The 15,315-nt window shown below is 68.8% G+C and carries 13 protein-coding genes; 9 read left to right on the top strand and 4 right to left on the bottom strand.

The genetic code is table 11. The features are described from left to right. Positions 1-72 precede the first annotated feature (72 nt). The 5 genes from P7A99_RS19355 (at position 73) to P7A99_RS19335 (ending at position 2,954) form a co-directional block, all read left to right on the top strand. Entirely contained in the window at positions 73-537 is a 465-nt protein-coding gene (locus tag P7A99_RS19355) for a peroxiredoxin (RefSeq protein WP_277795394.1), read from the top strand. Between the two features lie 49 nt (positions 538-586). Beyond that, positions 587-838: a CopG family ribbon-helix-helix protein gene (locus P7A99_RS19350; protein ID WP_277795393.1), complete on the top strand. Its 252-nt coding sequence runs from the start codon at positions 587-589 to the stop codon at positions 836-838. Then, a complete protein-coding gene (locus P7A99_RS19345) occupies positions 838-1,113 on the top strand; it encodes a type II toxin-antitoxin system RelE/ParE family toxin (RefSeq protein ID WP_277795392.1) in 276 nt (91 codons plus the stop codon). Before P7A99_RS19350 ends, P7A99_RS19345 begins: the two co-directional genes overlap by 1 nt. 214 nt (positions 1,114-1,327) lie before the next feature. Further along, on the top strand, positions 1,328-2,479 hold the full coding sequence (locus P7A99_RS19340) for a peptidoglycan DD-metalloendopeptidase family protein (protein ID WP_277795391.1): 1,152 nt from the start codon (positions 1,328-1,330) through the stop codon (positions 2,477-2,479). Then, a complete protein-coding gene (locus P7A99_RS19335) occupies positions 2,460-2,954 on the top strand; it encodes a bactofilin family protein (protein WP_277795390.1) in 495 nt (164 codons plus the stop codon). Before P7A99_RS19340 ends, P7A99_RS19335 begins: the two co-directional genes overlap by 20 nt. Positions 2,955-3,179: 225 nt before the next feature. Here the strand turns inward: P7A99_RS19335 and prfB are convergent. The 3 genes from prfB to P7A99_RS19320 form a co-directional block, all read right to left on the bottom strand. Then, positions 3,180-4,302, bottom strand: a protein-coding gene (gene prfB / locus P7A99_RS19330; protein WP_277795389.1) for a peptide chain release factor 2 whose coding sequence is annotated in 2 segments (ribosomal slippage) — positions 3,180-4,232 and positions 4,234-4,302 — 1,122 coding nt in all. Because the reading frame shifts where the segments join, the coding sequence is not laid out codon by codon here. Positions 4,303-4,376: 74 nt separating this feature from the next. After that, positions 4,377-6,758: a penicillin-binding protein 1A gene (locus P7A99_RS19325; RefSeq protein ID WP_277795388.1), complete on the bottom strand. Its 2,382-nt coding sequence runs from the start codon at positions 6,756-6,758 to the stop codon at positions 4,377-4,379. A 103-nt stretch (positions 6,759-6,861) separates the two neighbouring features. Continuing rightward, positions 6,862-8,058, bottom strand: a complete 1,197-nt coding sequence (locus tag P7A99_RS19320; protein ID WP_277795387.1) for an N-acetylmuramoyl-L-alanine amidase family protein — start codon at positions 8,056-8,058, stop codon at positions 6,862-6,864. A gap of 539 nt (positions 8,059-8,597) precedes the next feature. Here P7A99_RS19320 and P7A99_RS19315 point away from each other — a divergent pair. From P7A99_RS19315 to P7A99_RS19300, 4 genes are all read left to right on the top strand, one after another. Continuing rightward, entirely contained in the window at positions 8,598-11,288 is a 2,691-nt protein-coding gene (locus P7A99_RS19315) for an Rne/Rng family ribonuclease (protein ID WP_277795386.1), read from the top strand. Between the two features lie 139 nt (positions 11,289-11,427). Continuing rightward, complete coding sequence (locus P7A99_RS19310; RefSeq protein WP_277795385.1) at positions 11,428-12,834, top strand: M48 family metalloprotease; 1,407 nt, start codon at positions 11,428-11,430, stop codon at positions 12,832-12,834. Positions 12,835-12,864: 30 nt separating this feature from the next. Then, positions 12,865-13,602, top strand: a complete 738-nt coding sequence (locus tag P7A99_RS19305) for a DsbA family protein (protein ID WP_277795384.1) — start codon at positions 12,865-12,867, stop codon at positions 13,600-13,602. Between the two features lie 188 nt (positions 13,603-13,790). Further along, positions 13,791-14,120, top strand: a complete 330-nt coding sequence (locus P7A99_RS19300) for a hypothetical protein (RefSeq protein ID WP_277795383.1) — start codon at positions 13,791-13,793, stop codon at positions 14,118-14,120. Between the two features lie 151 nt (positions 14,121-14,271). Here P7A99_RS19300 and P7A99_RS19295 read toward each other — a convergent pair whose 3' ends face one another. Beyond that, complete coding sequence (locus tag P7A99_RS19295; RefSeq protein WP_277795382.1) at positions 14,272-15,087, bottom strand: thiazole synthase; 816 nt, start codon at positions 15,085-15,087, stop codon at positions 14,272-14,274. Between the last annotated feature and the right edge of the window lie 228 nt (positions 15,088-15,315).

The following is a 15,315-nucleotide window of genomic DNA, read 5'->3' as shown; positions in this document are numbered from 1 at the left end:
GCGGTCGCGGCTGTTTCGGGATGATGCGCTCTACGCCCGTGACGCTGGGCCCGTGATGTTGGAGAAAGTTCGATGCTGAACCCCGGCGACAAGGCCCCCGACTTCGACCTGCCCACCGACACCGGCCGCGTCAGCCTGGCCGGCCTGAAGGGCAAGAACGTCGTGCTCTACTTCTACCCGAAGGACGACACGACCGGCTGCACCTCGCAGGCCCTGCAGTTCTCGGCCGAGGTCGAGGAGTTCGCCAAGGCCGGCGCGGTGGTGATCGGCGTCTCGAAAGACAGCGCCGCCAGCCACGGCAAATTCCGCAAGAAGCACGACCTGACCGTCGAGCTCGGCTCCGACACCCTGGGCGAAACCGTCGAGGCCTACGGCTCGTGGGTCGAAAAGAGCATGTACGGCCGCAAGTACATGGGCATCGACCGCTCGACCTTCCTGATCGACCGAGAGGGCGTCGTCCGCGAGATCTGGCGCAAGGTGAAGGTGCCGGGCCACGTGAAGGCGGTGCTGAAAGCCGCGCAGGGCCTGAAGGGCTAGCAATCGCGCCCTGCTGGATTACCATCATCGCCTCGGCTCGGAGGCGCCCATGCGCACCAAGGTGTTGACCGTCGAAGTTCCCGCGCCGCTGGCCGATCAGATCGGTCGGCTGGCCGTTCGCCAGGACCGCTCGCAGGACGCGGTCGTTGGCGAGGCGCTTGCCGCCTGGGCTGACCGCGAGGAGCGCTTGCGCACCCTGACGCTCGAAGGCCTGGCCGATGTCGACGCCGGCCGCCTGGTCGAGCAGGCCGACATGGAGGCCTGGGCCGACAGCCTCGACAGCGAAACCTCCTCGCGCTGATGCGCCTGGTCTGGACGGGCAAGGCCGCGTCCGATCTCACGCGTCTTCATGCCTTTCTGGCCGAAGTGAACCCACGCGCGGCGGCGCGGACGACCCGCGAACTGGTCGCGGCGCCCAGACGACTGCTCAATGCCCCAAGGCTTGGCGAACGCCTGGAGGAGTTCACGCCCCGCGAGGTGCGTCGGCTCTTCGTCGGCGGCTATGAACTCCGCTACGAACTCACGGAGAGCACAATCTTCGTGCTGCGGCTCTGGCACACGCTGGAAAATCGCTAGCCAAGCCCCACTGTGGCGCCGGCGCCGCAAAGCCGCGCTTTTCGGCCACTTCTCCCGTGTCGCGTGTAGCCAGCCCGTTCATGTCGGGTTAATCGACGAGGGTTCATGGTCGAAACTTGGCCATCCGCGCCTTCGCAGGTGCGAAGAGTCTTGCGCATTTCCGCTTTCTCGTTGCATATCCCCCAGACCTTGAAAACTGGGGGGTTTCCTGGGTATGGCGATCGCGCATTTTCACCGCCTACGTAAGACCCTCGAAGGTCTGTTTCCCGAACGCCATCTGTACGTCCGCTCCGGCGGCGAGATGCGCGGCTACGTGCTTTCCACCAACAAGCAGCTGGCCTGCGCGGCCGGCGTCGGCGCGGCGGCCCTCTGGATGGGCGTCTGCACGGCCGCCATGCTGGTCAACGCCCTGGCGGTCAGCCAGACCGACCAGGTCGTGCTCAAGCAGAAGGCCTATTACGAGCGCCTCAACGCCGACCGCCAGGCGCGCCTGAACAGCGCTGTGGCCCAGCTGTCGGCCACCAGCGGCTCGCTCGACGAGCTGGCCCTGTCGGTCGAGAAGCGTCACGCGGCCCTGGCCATGCTGGTCAGCGACTTCAAGGGCGCGCCCGGCGCCGCCCAGGCCCTGGCCGTCAACAAGCCCGCCATCGGCGACGCCTCGCCCGTCGAGCGCATCCAGGCCACCCGCATGGACCAGGAGCGCCTGATCGACGCCGCCGAGGGCTTCGCCAAGAGCCGGGCCGAGCGCCTGCGCCTGGCCATGCGCATGGCCGGCCTCGACGCCGGCAGCTTCACCGGCCGCGGCGCCTCGCTGGGCGGCCCGCTGATCGAGGCCAAGGACCCGCGCGCCCTGGCCGCCGTGCTGGACGTCGACGAGGAATTCGCCGCCCGCATCCACCGCGCCGCCAGCGACATGTCGGACATGCGCAGCCTCGGCGCCGCGGCCCAGCGCCTGCCCTTCAACCGCCCGACCGCCAATCCGGCCCTGTCGAGCAGCTACGGCGTGCGCTTCGACCCGTTCACGCACCGCCCGGCCTTCCATTCGGGCCTCGACTTCCCCGGCGCCTTCTACACGCCGATCATGGCCACCGCCCCGGGCGTCATCTCGTTCACCGGCGTGCGCTCGGGCTACGGCAACACCGTCGAGATCGACCACGGCGGCGGCTTCAAGACCCGCTACGCCCACCTGCAAGGCATCGCCGTGCGCGTCGGCCAGCGCGTGGTGATCGGCCAGCGCGTCGGCGCCATGGGCTCCACCGGTCGCTCCACCGGACCGCACCTCCACTACGAGGTCTGGGTCAATGGTCGCGCTCAGAACCCCAACCGCTTCCTCAAGGCAGGCGAGTATGTTCAGCAAGCCGGCTAAGGGGTCCAAGACCCCGGTCCAGATCGAGCCCCTGCCCCTTCCGGCCGCGGCGCCCGCCGACCAGGTCCGCAAGGCGCCGCCGCGCGTGGCCTCGCTGATCTCCTCGGACATCACCATCGAGGGCGGCGTCAGCGGCGACGGCGAGCTGCAGATCGACGGCGTGGTGCGCGGCGACGTCCGCGTCGGCCGCCTGACCGTCGGCGAGACCGGTCACGTCGAGGGCGGCGTCTACGCCGAGGCCGTCGAGATCCGCGGCCGCGTCGTAGGCGCGATCACCGCCAAGCAGGTGCGCCTCTACGGCACGGCCTATGTCGACGGCGACATCACCCATGAGCAGCTGGCCATGGAAACCGGCGCCTTCTTCCAGGGCCGCAGCCTGAAGTTCCAGCGCCAGGCCCCGCCGCAGGCCGCGCCGGTGGCCATCGCGCCGGCTCCGGTCGCGGACCTGACGCTTACGGCCAAGCCGGTCGGCTAAGGCCTCCCCCCTTCCCCCTTGATGGGGGAAGGGTCGGGGATGGGGGTGACCTGCTGACTTGGCGACAGCGACGCGTTTGACGCCGCATCACCCCCACCCCTGCCCCTCCCCCATCAAGGGGGGAGGGATGATGGAAAATAGCCCGCTCAGCACCCATTCACCCCCAACGAAAAACGCCCCGGATCACTCCGGGGCGTTCGTCGTTTCAGGCGTCGCCGAAAGGCCTCAGCCCTCGGAAGCGTCCCGGGTCGCGCCGACCCGTTGGGCCAGCGAGGCGCCCATGAAGGCGTCCAGGTCGCCGTCTAGCACGCCGGCGGTGTCGGAGGTCTCGACGTTGGTCCGCAGGTCCTTGACCATCTGGTACGGCTGCAGGACGTACGACCGGATCTGGTGACCCCAGCCGATGTCGGTCTTCTGGTCGTGCAGCGCCTGCTGGGCGGCTTCCCGCTTTTGCAGTTCAGCCTCGTAGAGGCGCGCGCGCAGCATCTTCCACGCTTCGTCGCGGTTCTGGTGCTGCGAGCGGCCCGACTGGCAGGCCACCACGATCCCGGTCGGGGCGTGCGTCAGACGCACGGCCGAGTCGGTCTTGTTGATGTGCTGACCGCCGGCGCCCGAGGCGCGATAGGTGTCGGTGCGCACGTCGGCCGGGTTGATCTCGATCTCGATCGTGTCGTCGATCACGGGATAGACCCAGGCCGAGGCGAACGAGGTGTGGCGACGGGCGCTGCTGTCATACGGGCTGATGCGCACCAGGCGGTGCACCCCGGCCTCGGTCTTCAGCCAGCCATAGGCGTTGGGACCCTTGACCAGCAGCGTGGCCGACTTGATGCCGGCCTGATCGCCGTCGGTCTCTTCGACCAGCTCGGTCGTCATGCCGTGGGCGTTGGCCCAGCGGGTGTACATCCGCAGCAGGATGCCCGCCCAGTCGCACGACTCGGTGCCGCCGGCGCCGGAGTTGATTTCGACATAGGCGTCGTTGCCGTCGGCCTCGCCCGACAGCAGGGCCTCCAGTTCCGCGCGCGCGGCGCGTTCCTTGATGGCCTTCAGCTGGGCGCGGGCGTCGTTCAGGGAATCCTCGTCGGACTCCATGTCGGCCAGCTCGGCGTATTCGAGCGCGTCCTTGACGTCGCGCTCGATGCTTTGCACGGCTTCGACCTTGGCGGCCAGGTTGGCGCGCTCGCGCGACACGGCCTGGGCTTCGGTCGGACGATCCCACAGCGTCGGGTCTTCGACCCGCGCGTTCAGTTCATCGAGTTTTCTAAGGGCGACATCCCAGTCAAAGACGCCTCCTGAGCAGTCCAACGGACTGCTCGATGTCGGCCGCGGCGGCCTCGACATCCGGTCTCATCACGTAGCTCCGTGACACAAAGTGAAGGGCGCGGGAGATAGCCCGCGCCCGGAGTCGGCGCAACTGCGCCGGGGTTAATAGAGCCCGCTGATGTCGGGCGCCTTGGGCTGCTGGCGCGGCTGCGGCTCGGACGGCGAAGGCTGGCCGGTCGGCACGCCGTTGGGCCAGGCGTCGCCATAGGAGATCGGCCCGCCGGTCGGCGTCGGCGCGGCGACCTTGGGCTCCGTACCCGGGCGGAAGGCCTCGCGGATGCCGCGCACCATGGCGAACTTGGCGGTCTTGGGCGGCTTGAAGTCGGTCTTGGGCTTGTCCTTCAGCGCCACCTTCATGAAGTCGATGAACACCGGCACGGCGTCCTGCGAGCCGGTTTCGCCGGCCCCCAGCGAGCGGTTGTCGTCGAAGCCGACGAACACGCCGACGATCAGGTCGGGCGAATAGCCGATGAACCAGGCGCTGCGGTACTCGTTGGTCGTGCCGGTCTTGCCGGCCAGCGGATAGCCCAGCTGGCTGACCGAAGCGGCCGTGCCGCGCTGGACCACGCCCTGCAGCATCGAGGTGATCTGGTAGGCCGTCACCGGGTCCATCACCTGCTCGCCCGGCGCGGTGACGCGCGGGCTCTCGTCGCCGTTGAAGCCGGCCGAGCAGCGCGGGCAGTCGCGCTTGTCGGCGCGGAAGATCACCTTGCCCTCGCGGTCCTGCACCAGCTCGATCAGGTGCGGCTCGATGCGGCGGCCGCCGTTGGCGAACGGCGCATAGGCCGCGGTGATCTTGAACGGCGTCGTCTCGCCGGCCCCGAGCGCCATGGCCAGCACCGGCGCCATGTCGCGCGTGACGCCGGTCTTCTTGGACATCTCGATGATCTTCTTCATGCCCACGCCCTGGGCCAGGCGCACGGTCATGGCGTTGACCGACCGCTCCAGGCCCTTGCGCAGCGGCAGGGCGCCGTAGAACTTCTTCTCATAGTTCTCCGGGCTCCAGTCCTGGCCGTTGGCGCCCTTGAAGGTGATGGCGCTGTCCAGGATCACGCTGGCCGGCGTGTAGCCGTTCTCCAGCGCGGTGGCGTAGACGAACGGCTTGAACGACGAGCCGGGCTGGCGCATCGCCTGGGTCGCCCGGTTGAAGTTCGACAGCGAGAACGAATAGCCGCCCACCAGGGCCACCACGCGGCCGGTATAGGGCTCGATGGCCACCAGGGCGCCGTTCACGGCCGGGATCTGCTTGAGGCGATAGGACGAGGTTCCGGCCACCTGCTCGACGAACACCAGGTCGCCGACCTTCAGGCCCTTGCCGGCCTTGGCCCAGGCCATGTCCTCGCCGGTCAGGCTGCCCTGGCCTTCGTCCTTCACCAGCCGCACGCCGCCGCCGGCCGAGGTGACCACGGCCGCGCGCCAGCCCCGACGCTCCGACGGCGGACGCTTGGCGGCCGCGGCCTTCTCCCAGCCCTCGTCCAGGCTCTCGACATGGCCCCAGGCCCCGCGCCAGCCGTGGCGGCGGTCGTACTTCTCCAGGCCGTCCATCAGCGAGGCCCGCGCCGCCGTCTGCAACGTCGGATCCAGCGTGGTGCGCATGTAGTAGCCGCCCTCGCTGATCCGGTCGCCCAGGGTGGCGGTGCCGCGCTGGCGCACCTCCTCGACGAAATAGTCGGCGTCGGCATAGGCCGCGCGCTTGGGCGCGGGCTGCACCACCAGGTCCTCGGCCTTGGCCTTCTCGGCCTCGGCGCGGCTGACCCAGCCCAGGTCGGCCATCTGGTCGAGGATCCAGTTGCGGCGGGCGATGGCTTTGCCCTTGTTGCGGATCGGATGGTAGTTGTCCGGCCCCTTGGGCAGGGCCGCCAGATAGGCGGCTTCCGACAGGCTCAGCTCGGGCAGCGACTTGCCGAAATAGTTGTAGGCCGCCGAGCCGACGCCGAACGAGCGGTAGCCCAGCCAGATTTCGTTGAGGTACAGCTCGAGGATCTGCTGCTTGTCGAGCGACTGCTCCAGGCGCCGCGCCAGGATCGCTTCCTTGAACTTGCGGCCGACGGTGGCGTCGCTGGTCAGCAGGACGTTCTTGGCCACCTGCTGGGTGATGGTCGAGCCGCCTTCCAGGCGGCGGCCGCGCATGGCGTTGCCGACGTTCTTGAGCATGGCGCGCGAAAAGCCGCCCACGTCGACGCCGCCGTGCTTGAAGAAGTTGCGGTCCTCGGCGGCCATGAAGGCCTGGGCCAGCTGCGGCGGGATCTGGTCGTAGGGCACGAAGATCCGGCGTTCCTTGGAGTACTCGCCGATCAGGGTGCCGTCCCAGGCATAGACGCGCGTCGCCGTCGGCGGACGATAGTCCTGCAGCTCGCCGGCGTCGGGCATGTCGTGGAACAGCCACGCGGCATAGATGGCGATGGCGAAACCCGCCACCGCGATCGTCGACAGCACCGCGACGCCGGCTATGGCGATCCATCTTTCGGCGGGCTTCAAGTCCACACGGCCTCCGTCGAACGGCGCAACGCGCGCACGTTCAAATCATCCAGAGGATGGCTGTAACCCGCATCGGGCGAGGCGCCAACGCCCCTGCCCCATCCAAGGGTCAGCGAGCGCTGATCCGGGTCTGGGCCGCGAAGTAGGTTTCGATCGAGCTGGCCACGGCGTTCATCAGCCGCTCGCGGCCCGCCGGGCTCTTCAGCAGCTTCTCGTCCTCGGCATTGGTCATGAAGCCCATTTCGAGGAGCACCGCCGGCACGTCCGGCGCCAGAAGCACGATGAAGCCGGCGTCGCGGTGGCTGCGGCGCAGCAGCACGGTCTCGTCGCCGACCTTTTCCAGCAGGGTTTCGGCGAAGGCGGCCGAACGGTTCTTGGTGGCGCGCTGCGACAGGTCCAGCAGGATCTGGCCCACGGCGCGGTCGCGGCCAGGCAGGCTGGCCTTCATCAGCCAGTCGTCCTTCTCCAGCACCCGGGCGGCGCGCTCGGCGCCCTTTTCCGACAGGGTGTAGACGCTGGCGCCGCGGGTGCCGACATCGGGCCCCGAGTCGGCGTGCAGCGAGATGAACAGGTCCGCGTCCGACCGGCGGGCGATCTGCACGCGCGATTCCAGCGGGATGAAGGTGTCGGTGTCCCGGGTCAGCACGACGATGAAGCGGCCGGACTTCTCCAGCTTGGCCTTCAGCGCCTTGGCCGCGGCCAGGGTGACGTCCTTCTCGTTGGTGTTGGCGCCGGCCGAGCCGGGGTCCTTGCCGCCGTGGCCGGCGTCGATGACGATCGTCTTCTTCAGCTTCAGCGTCGCGGGCTTGGCCGGGGTCGAGACGGTGGTCGGGCGCATCACCGACGCGCCGGCCGAGGCCGGATCGGCGGCGGCCAGGTCGATCACATAGCGGAAGGCGGTGGCGCCGTCGGCCGGCGGCAGCAGGAAGCGGCGCTTGACCACGGCCTTGGAGGAAAGGTCCAGCGACAGACGTGCGCCGCCGGCGGCTTCGTCGATCACCCAGCGGTCGACCAGGCCATGGCCCGCGCCCTGAAGATCGCCCGAAACCGTCACATTGGGCAGGCCCACCACGACTCGGCTGGCCGCGGCGCCGTCGCCGATCAGCTTGCCCACCGCCGCGCGATCCAGGTCGATGACGACTCGGGTCTCGGCGCGGTCGCCGCCGAAGCGGACCTTCTGCACGCCTGCGGCCGGCGCGGGGCCTTGAACGGTCGCGACGGCCACACCGGCGAGCGCCAGCGCGCCGACGATCAAGGCCGCCTTCGCCCAACCCGTTCTCGCTGCTCCGATGACGACTTTACGCATTACCGCCCAGCCAATGGCGTTACCTGAAAAACCAATGACGGATATCGCCCGGGGCCGGTAGAGAAACCGTTAAGGAAACCGTCGACTTCATCAATTTCATCGGTTGCTCCACGGCGCTTTTCATTTGTCTTCCGATGTTGCTAAAGTGGCGCCGTGCGCGGAGCGACGTCGTCAGACATGGCGCTTTGCGTGAGCGGTTCCCAAATGTCGGGCGCGTCCATAGCGCCCCTCATGCCGGACCGCCGGACTTTGGAGTTTGCGGGCGATGGTCGGCGCGGGGCGGATGTCTCGACGGCCAAAGCCCAAAAGGGCCCGCGTCGGGCCCTGGCCGTTCCCGGCGACGACGCGTCATCCGATCCGCGCCACCCGGCGCGTCAAAGGAAACAAACGAAACCCCATGGGCTGCGCCGCACCCGATCGCCTCTGGCAACCGCCCTTCGAACTTCGCTCCGGCGAAGTCGCGGTCTGCGACGCGCGCGCCCTCCTTTCATATCGGCGCCCGGGCCTCGCGCCCGCCGCGCGCCGTGGAGATTCCCTGTATGTCGAAGAAGATGTTGATCGACGCCGCCCACGCCGAAGAGACGCGTGTGGTGGTCGTGGACGGTTCGCGGGTTGAAGAATTCGATTTCGAGAGCCAGACCCGCAAACAACTTCGTGGAAATATCTATCTCGCCAAGGTGACCCGCGTTGAACCCAGCCTCCAGGCTGCGTTCATCGAGTACGGCGGCAACCGCCACGGTTTCCTCGCCTTCAACGAGATCCATCCGGACTACTACCAGATCCCGGTCGCCGACCGCGAAGCGCTGATGCGCGATGATTCGCATGACGACGAGGACGACACCCCCGTTTCGCGCCGCGCCACCGGCGGCGAGGACGAGGACGACGCCAACGATCACGCCATCGACGACGACGAAGACGACGTCGAAGAGGAACTGGCGCGCCGCAAGCGCCGCCTGATGCGCAAGTACAAGATCCAGGAAGTGATCCGCCGCCGGCAGATCATGCTGGTTCAGGTCGTCAAGGAAGAGCGCGGCAACAAGGGCGCGGCCCTCACCACCTATCTGTCGCTGGCCGGCCGCTACGGCGTCCTGATGCCCAACACCGCCCGCGGCGGCGGCATCAGCCGCAAGATCACGGCCGTGACCGACCGCAAGCGCCTCAAGAGCGTGGTGCAAAGCCTGGACGTGCCGCAGGGCATGGGCCTGATCGTCCGCACGGCCGGCGCCAAGCGCACCAAGGCCGAGGTCAAGCGCGACTACGAATACCTGCTGCGTCTGTGGGAGAACATCCGCGACAACACGCTGCACTCGGTCGCCCCGGCGCTGATCTACGAGGAAGAAGACCTCGTCAAACGCGCCATCCGCGACATGTACGACAAGGACCTCGACGGCATCTGGGTCGAGGGCGAGGCCGGCTACCGCGAAGCGCGCGACTTCATGCGCATGCTGATGCCCAGCCAGGCCAAGAAGGTCTTCCCGTACCGCGAAGCCACGCCGCTGTTCGTCAAGAACCGCATCGAGGACCACCTGGCGCAGATCTACTCGCCGGTCGTTCCGCTGCGTTCGGGCGGCTATCTGGTGATCAACCAGACCGAGGCCCTCGTCGCCATCGACGTCAACTCAGGCAAGGCCACGCGCGAGCGCAACATCGAGGCCACGGCCCTCAAGACCAACATCGAGGCGGCTGAGGAAGCCGCTCGCCAACTGCGCCTGCGCGACCTGGCCGGCCTGATCGTCATCGACTTCATCGACATGGATGAAGCCAAGAACAACCGCACGGTCGAGAAGGTCCTCAAGGACGCCCTCAAGGACGACCGCGCCCGCATCCAGATGGGCAAGATCTCGGGCTTCGGCCTGATGGAGATCAGCCGCCAGCGCCGCCGCACCGGCGTCCTGGAAGGCACCACCCACGTCTGCGAGCACTGCGAAGGCACCGGCCGCGTCCGCTCGGTCGAGTCCAGCGCCCTGGCCGCCCTGCGCGGCGTCGAGGCCGAAGCCCTCAAGGGCAGCGGCGCCGTCACGCTCAAGGTCAGCCGCGCCGTCGGCATCTACATCCTCAACGAAAAGCGCGGCTACCTGCAGCGCCTGCAGCTGAACCACGGCGTGTTCGTCACGGTGCTGGTCGACGACGGCCTGCGCCAGGCCGAGCACGAGATCGAGCGCACCGAGCTTGGCGAGCGCATTGCGCCGCCGGCCATCGCCTACGAGCCCGATCCGGTGTTCGACGACGTCTTCGACGACGAGGACGAAGACGAGGAAGAAGAAATCATCGCCGAAGACGGCGACGAGGACGAAGACGAGGACGAGGCGCCCCGCAAGGCCCGCTCGGACGACGATCGCGGCGGTCGCCGCAACAAGCGCCGCCGTCGCGGCCGTCGCGACGAGGAAGTCTCCGACGAAGCCGCCGATGACGCTGAAGGCGCCGAGTTCGACGCTGAAGGCGACGGCGACGACGAGGACTCGCGCCGCCGCCGTCGCCGCCGTGGCCGCCGCGGCGGTCGCCGCGGGGGTCGCGAGGACGGCGATCGCGCCGCCGACGTCTATGTCTGGAACCGTCCGCGCGTTCCGTTCGGCGACAACCCCTATGTCTGGCACGATCCGGAAGCCCTCGATGCCCGTGGCGGCGAAGGCCGTCGCGACCGCGGCGAGCGCCAGGACCGCGCCGAGCGTCCCGAACGCCAGGAACGCCCCGAGGCCGCCGAGCGTCCGGAACGCGGCGAGCGTCCCGAGCGCTCGGAGCGTCGCGAGCGCCGTCGCGGCGGTCGTGACCGCCAGCCGGCCGCCGAGACCCCGATCGCGCCGGTCGTGGTCGAAGACGTCGCCCCGCTGGTGCTCGAGCCGCCGGTGATCGAAGGCCCGCCCGCCGACGTCTGGGTCGAGCTGCCGACGCAGGAAGAGGCCGCCCCGGCCAAGAAGCCGCGCCGCTCGCGCAGCCGTGGCCGCAAGGCCGCCGCCGAGACCGAGGTCGAGGCCGCCCAGGCCGAGACGGCCGAAGCCATCGAAGCCGCCGCCGAACCGGCCCAGGCCCTGGCCGAGGTGGTCGCCGAGACCGCGCCGATCGTTGCGGCCGACGTCGAGATCGCTCCGGAACCGGCTCCCGAGCCGGTGGTCGAGGCCGTCGTCGAGACGGTCGCCGAAGCCGAGCCCGCGCCGGTTCCGGCCGAGCCCGACCCGAACGAGATCGGCGCCCCGCCCCCCACGCCCAAGCGCGGCTGGTGGCGTCGCGGCTGATCCAGCCGGCAAGGACCGCGGCGGCGCCATGGCGTCGCCGCGGTTCGCGCCTATATCCCTCCGAAGACAAGCCTCGCCAGTGCGGATTCAAGCGCGCTAGACTGCCGTACGGCGTGGGGGCGCGACCAGGAGACCATCGATGACGTCCCGCAAGAGGACCGTCGGCAAGACGTTCGGCGCCGGCCTTTCCGCCCTGGCGCTGCTGGCCTCCGTGGCGGCCCCGATCGCGGCCCAGGCGCAAGGCCTGTCGCTGATCCGCGACACCGAGATCGAAGAGATCCTGCACCGCGATTCCGACCCGATCTACGCGGCGGCTGGCCTGGACCCCAAGACGGTCCGCATCCTGCTGGTCGGCGACAAGGAACTGAACGCCTTCGCGACCCAAGGCCTGATGATGGGCCTCAACACCGGCCTGATCCTGCAGACCGAGACCCCCAACCAGCTCAAGGGCGTCATCGCCCACGAAACCGGCCACCTCGCAGGCGCCCACCCGCTGCGCTCCGACGAGATGATGAAGGCCGGCCTCAAGCCGATGATCCTGACGATGGGCCTGGGCGTCCTGGCGGCGCTCGCCGGCGCGCCCGACGCCGGCGCGGTGCTGATGGGCAACGCCAGCTACTTTGGCACTCTGGGCGCGCTGGGCTACAGCCGCGAGCAGGAGTCCCGCGCCGACCAGGCCGGCGCCAACTTCCTGGAGGCCACCGGCCAGTCGGGCCGCGGCCTCGTCGAGTTCTTCGACAACTTCCGCTACCAGGAGGTCTTCGACCAGTCGCGGCGCTTTGCGTATTTCCGCAGCCACCCGCTGTCGTCCGACCGCATCGAGGCCCTGCGGGCCAAGGTCGAGCGCCTGCCGCACTACGACGCCGTCGACAGCCCCGACGAACTGGCCGAGCACGAGATCATGAAGGCCAAGCTGGAGGGGTTCATCAATCCCCAGACGGCCCTGATCAAGTACCGCGAGACCGACCGCAGCTTCCCGGCCCGCTATGCGCGCTCTATCGCCTACTACCAGATGAAGGAGCCCGACCGGGCCCTGAAGATCCTCGATGACCTGATCGCCGAGAACGACAAGAATCCCTATCTCTGGGAGCTCAAGGGCCAGATCCTGTTCGAGTTCAACCGCGTGGCTCAAGCCGAGGAGCCCCAGCGCCGCTCGGTGGCGCTCAAGCCCGACGCGGCCCTGCTGCGCATCAACCTCGGCCAGACCCTGATCGGCCTCGACGACCCCAAGAAGATCGAGGAAGGCATCGGCGAGCTGAAGCGCGCCCTGGTCAACGAGGGCGACAACGCCGTCGCCTGGCGCCTCCTGGCCCAGGCCTACGACAAGCAGGGCAAGGACGGCGAGGCCCGTCTGGCCACGGCTGAGCAGTACTTCAACCTGGGCGCCGTTCAGGAAGCCCGCGTGTTCGCCATGCGCGCCCGCGAGCTGCTGAAGAAGGACACGCCCGACTGGCGCCGCGCCACCGATATCGTCCTGGCCTCCCGCCCCAGCGACCAGGACCTCAAGGCCCTGGCCAAGGAAGGCCTGACGGCGTCCAATCCCTGATCGCCGATTCCCCCTGAGACCGAGATCCGAATGCCCCTTCGCCGTCCCCTCGCCCTGGCCGCCGCCGCCCTCGTCCTGACGACCGGCATGGCCGCCTGCAGCCAGCCCAAGAGCGACGAGGAATTCGGCAAGAAGGTCCGCGCCTATCTGCTGGAGAACCCCGAGATTCTGATCGAGGTCAGCGCCAAGCTGCAGGAAAAGCAGCTGGCCCAGGCCGCCTCCAAGTCGCAGGGCGCGATCGCCAAGCATCGCCAGGCCATCGAGCGCGATCCGCGCGACTTCGTGGCCAACCCCAACGGCACGATCACCGTCACCGAGTTCTTCGACTACAAGTGCGGCTACTGCAAGATCGCCGCGCCGCAGGTGGTCGAGATCATCGAGAAGAACCCCGACATCCGCTTCGTCTTCAAGGAGTTCGTGATCTTCGGCCGCGAGTCCGAACTGGCCGCACGCATGGCCATCGGCGCCCAGGCCCAGGGCAAGACCCTACCCGTCTACAAGGGCATGATGGCCGAGAAGAGCCTCGACGAAGCCGCCATCGCCCGCATAGCCAAGGCCGCGGGCGTCGACGTCGAGAAGGCCCGCGCCGACGGCGCCAGCGCCGCCGTCACCCAGCAGCTGCAGGACGTCCAGGGCCTGGCCCAGGCGCTGCACATCGAAGGCACCCCAGCCTTCGTCGTCGGCGACAAGATGATCCCCGGCGCCGACATGCAGGCCCTGAAACTGGCCATCGAGGAAGCCCGCATCGCGGCCAAGAAGAAGGGCTGACGCCCCGGCCGACCGGGCGGCAAGGATCGCCCGGCGGTTGAAACGGCGCGGCAAGCTTTGCCGCGCTCCGCCGGGCCGCCCCGCGACACGAAGTCGCAACATGTTGATATCTTTGGAAACCGCCGTGCCAGCCCTGCTTGCACGGCGTTTGCTTTGCACCTCCCGCCAGATCAGCGGCGGGAGTTCACATGCTTATCTCCGGTTCCAATCCCTGGGCGACCATGTCGGCGAACGCGGCCAGCCGCGTCGACGGGGCCACCTCGACCTTCGCCCCGGCATTCTCGGGCGTCAGCGACGGCTCGGCCCGTCAGGAACTCTACGACTACGCCGCCAAGTCGCCCGCCGAGAAGATGCGGGCGGCCATCCTCGGCAAGCTCGGCGTCACCGAGGAAGAGGTCGCTGCGATGGACCCCAAGGAACGTGAAAAGCTGGAAGCCAAGATCAAGCAGATGATCAAGGACGAGGTCACCCAGCAGGCCGAGGAAAAGAAGGGCGTGCTGGTCGACTTCAAGGCCTAGCACGGAAGATCCTCCCCCTCTGGGGGAGGTGTCCGCAAAGCGGACGGAGAGGGGCCGTTTTCAGCTGGTGTTGAACCGGCCGATTTCCCAGCCACTCCCCTCTCCGTCGCCTGCGGCGACACCTCTCCCACAGGGAGAGGGTATTTGATCGCTAGATCAGCCCCGCCAGCGGCGAGCTCGGATCGGCATAGAGCCGCTTCTGCATCCGCCCGGCCAGGTACGCCTCGCGGCCGGCGATCACCGCATGCTTCATGGCCTTGGCCATGCGGATCGGGTCCTTGGCCTCGGCGATGGCGGTGTTCATCAGGATGGCGTCGCAGCCCAGCTCCATGCCGATGGCCGCGTCCGAGGCCGTGCCGACGCCGGCGTCGACCAGCACCGGGACCTTGGCGTTCTCGACGATGATCCGCAGGTTGACGCGGTTCTGGATGCCCAGGCCCGAGCCGATCGGCGCGCCCAGCGGCATGACCGCCACCGCGCCGGCCTCTTCCAGCTTCCTGGCGTAGACCGGATCGTCCGAGCAGTAGACCATCACCTGGAAGCCGTCGGCGACCAGCAGCTTCAGCGAGCGCAGGGTCTCTTCCATGTCCGGGAACAGGGTCTTGGGGTCCGACAGGACCTCCAGCTTGACCAGGTCCCAGCCGCCGGCCTCGCGGGCCAGGCGCAGGGTGCGCACGGCGTCCTCGCCGGTGAAGCAGCCCGCCGTGTTGGGCAGGTAGGTGAATTCGGTCGGCTTGATGTAGTCGACCAGCAGCGGCTGGCTCGGATCGGTCAGGTTCACGCGGCGCACGGCCACGGTGACGATCTCGGCCCCGGCCGCGCGGGCGGCGGCGGCGTTGGTCGCATAGTCCTTGTACTTGCCCGTGCCCACGATCAGGCGCGAGCGGAAGGTGCGGCCGGCGACGGTCCAGGTTTCGTCGGCGGAGGCGGCCGGCGCGGCGGATTCGGGGGAGACGTGCGCGTTCATGCGGCCGGTTTACGCCTGGGCAGCCTGGGTTTCAAATCCGTAGAGGCCCTTGGGTGATCGGAGAGCCAACTCCTCCCCCGAGAAACGGGGGAGGTGGCGCGCTGCGGATACGCAGCGTGACGGAGGGGGCGACGGCCGGCACGGCGCCCAGTCTCGGGGGCGCGCCGCCGGGGCGCGGGGGCCCCCCCCCCCGGGAGGGGGGGGGGGCGGGGGCGGGGCCGGGGGGAG

Source organism: Caulobacter endophyticus (assembly GCF_029543245.1).
GTDB lineage: Bacteria > Pseudomonadota > Alphaproteobacteria > Caulobacterales > Caulobacteraceae > Caulobacter > Caulobacter endophyticus_A.
The sequence above is the reverse complement of the archived record's forward strand: the minus strand, read 5'-3'. Positions and strand labels throughout refer to the sequence as shown.

Bases quoted from the DNA above. Each gene is read 5' to 3' on its own strand.
- P7A99_RS19340 (WP_277795391.1), top strand. From the start codon at position 1,328: ATGGCGATCGCGCATTTTCACCGCCTACGTAAGACCCTCGAAGGTCTG.
- P7A99_RS19305 (WP_277795384.1), top strand. From the start codon at position 12,865: ATGCCCCTTCGCCGTCCCCTCGCCCTGGCCGCCGCCGCCCTCGTCCTG.
- P7A99_RS19335 (WP_277795390.1), top strand. From the start codon at position 2,460: ATGTTCAGCAAGCCGGCTAAGGGGTCCAAGACCCCGGTCCAGATCGAG.
- P7A99_RS19295 (WP_277795382.1), bottom strand. From the start codon at position 15,087: ATGAACGCGCACGTCTCCCCCGAATCCGCCGCGCCGGCCGCCTCCGCC.
- P7A99_RS19315 (WP_277795386.1), top strand. From the start codon at position 8,598: ATGTCGAAGAAGATGTTGATCGACGCCGCCCACGCCGAAGAGACGCGT.
- P7A99_RS19345 (WP_277795392.1), top strand. From the start codon at position 838: ATGCGCCTGGTCTGGACGGGCAAGGCCGCGTCCGATCTCACGCGTCTT.
- P7A99_RS19350 (WP_277795393.1), top strand. From the start codon at position 587: ATGCGCACCAAGGTGTTGACCGTCGAAGTTCCCGCGCCGCTGGCCGAT.
- P7A99_RS19300 (WP_277795383.1), top strand. From the start codon at position 13,791: ATGCTTATCTCCGGTTCCAATCCCTGGGCGACCATGTCGGCGAACGCG.
- P7A99_RS19320 (WP_277795387.1), bottom strand. From the start codon at position 8,058: ATGCGTAAAGTCGTCATCGGAGCAGCGAGAACGGGTTGGGCGAAGGCG.
- P7A99_RS19355 (WP_277795394.1), top strand. From the start codon at position 73: ATGCTGAACCCCGGCGACAAGGCCCCCGACTTCGACCTGCCCACCGAC.
- P7A99_RS19310 (WP_277795385.1), top strand. From the start codon at position 11,428: ATGACGTCCCGCAAGAGGACCGTCGGCAAGACGTTCGGCGCCGGCCTT.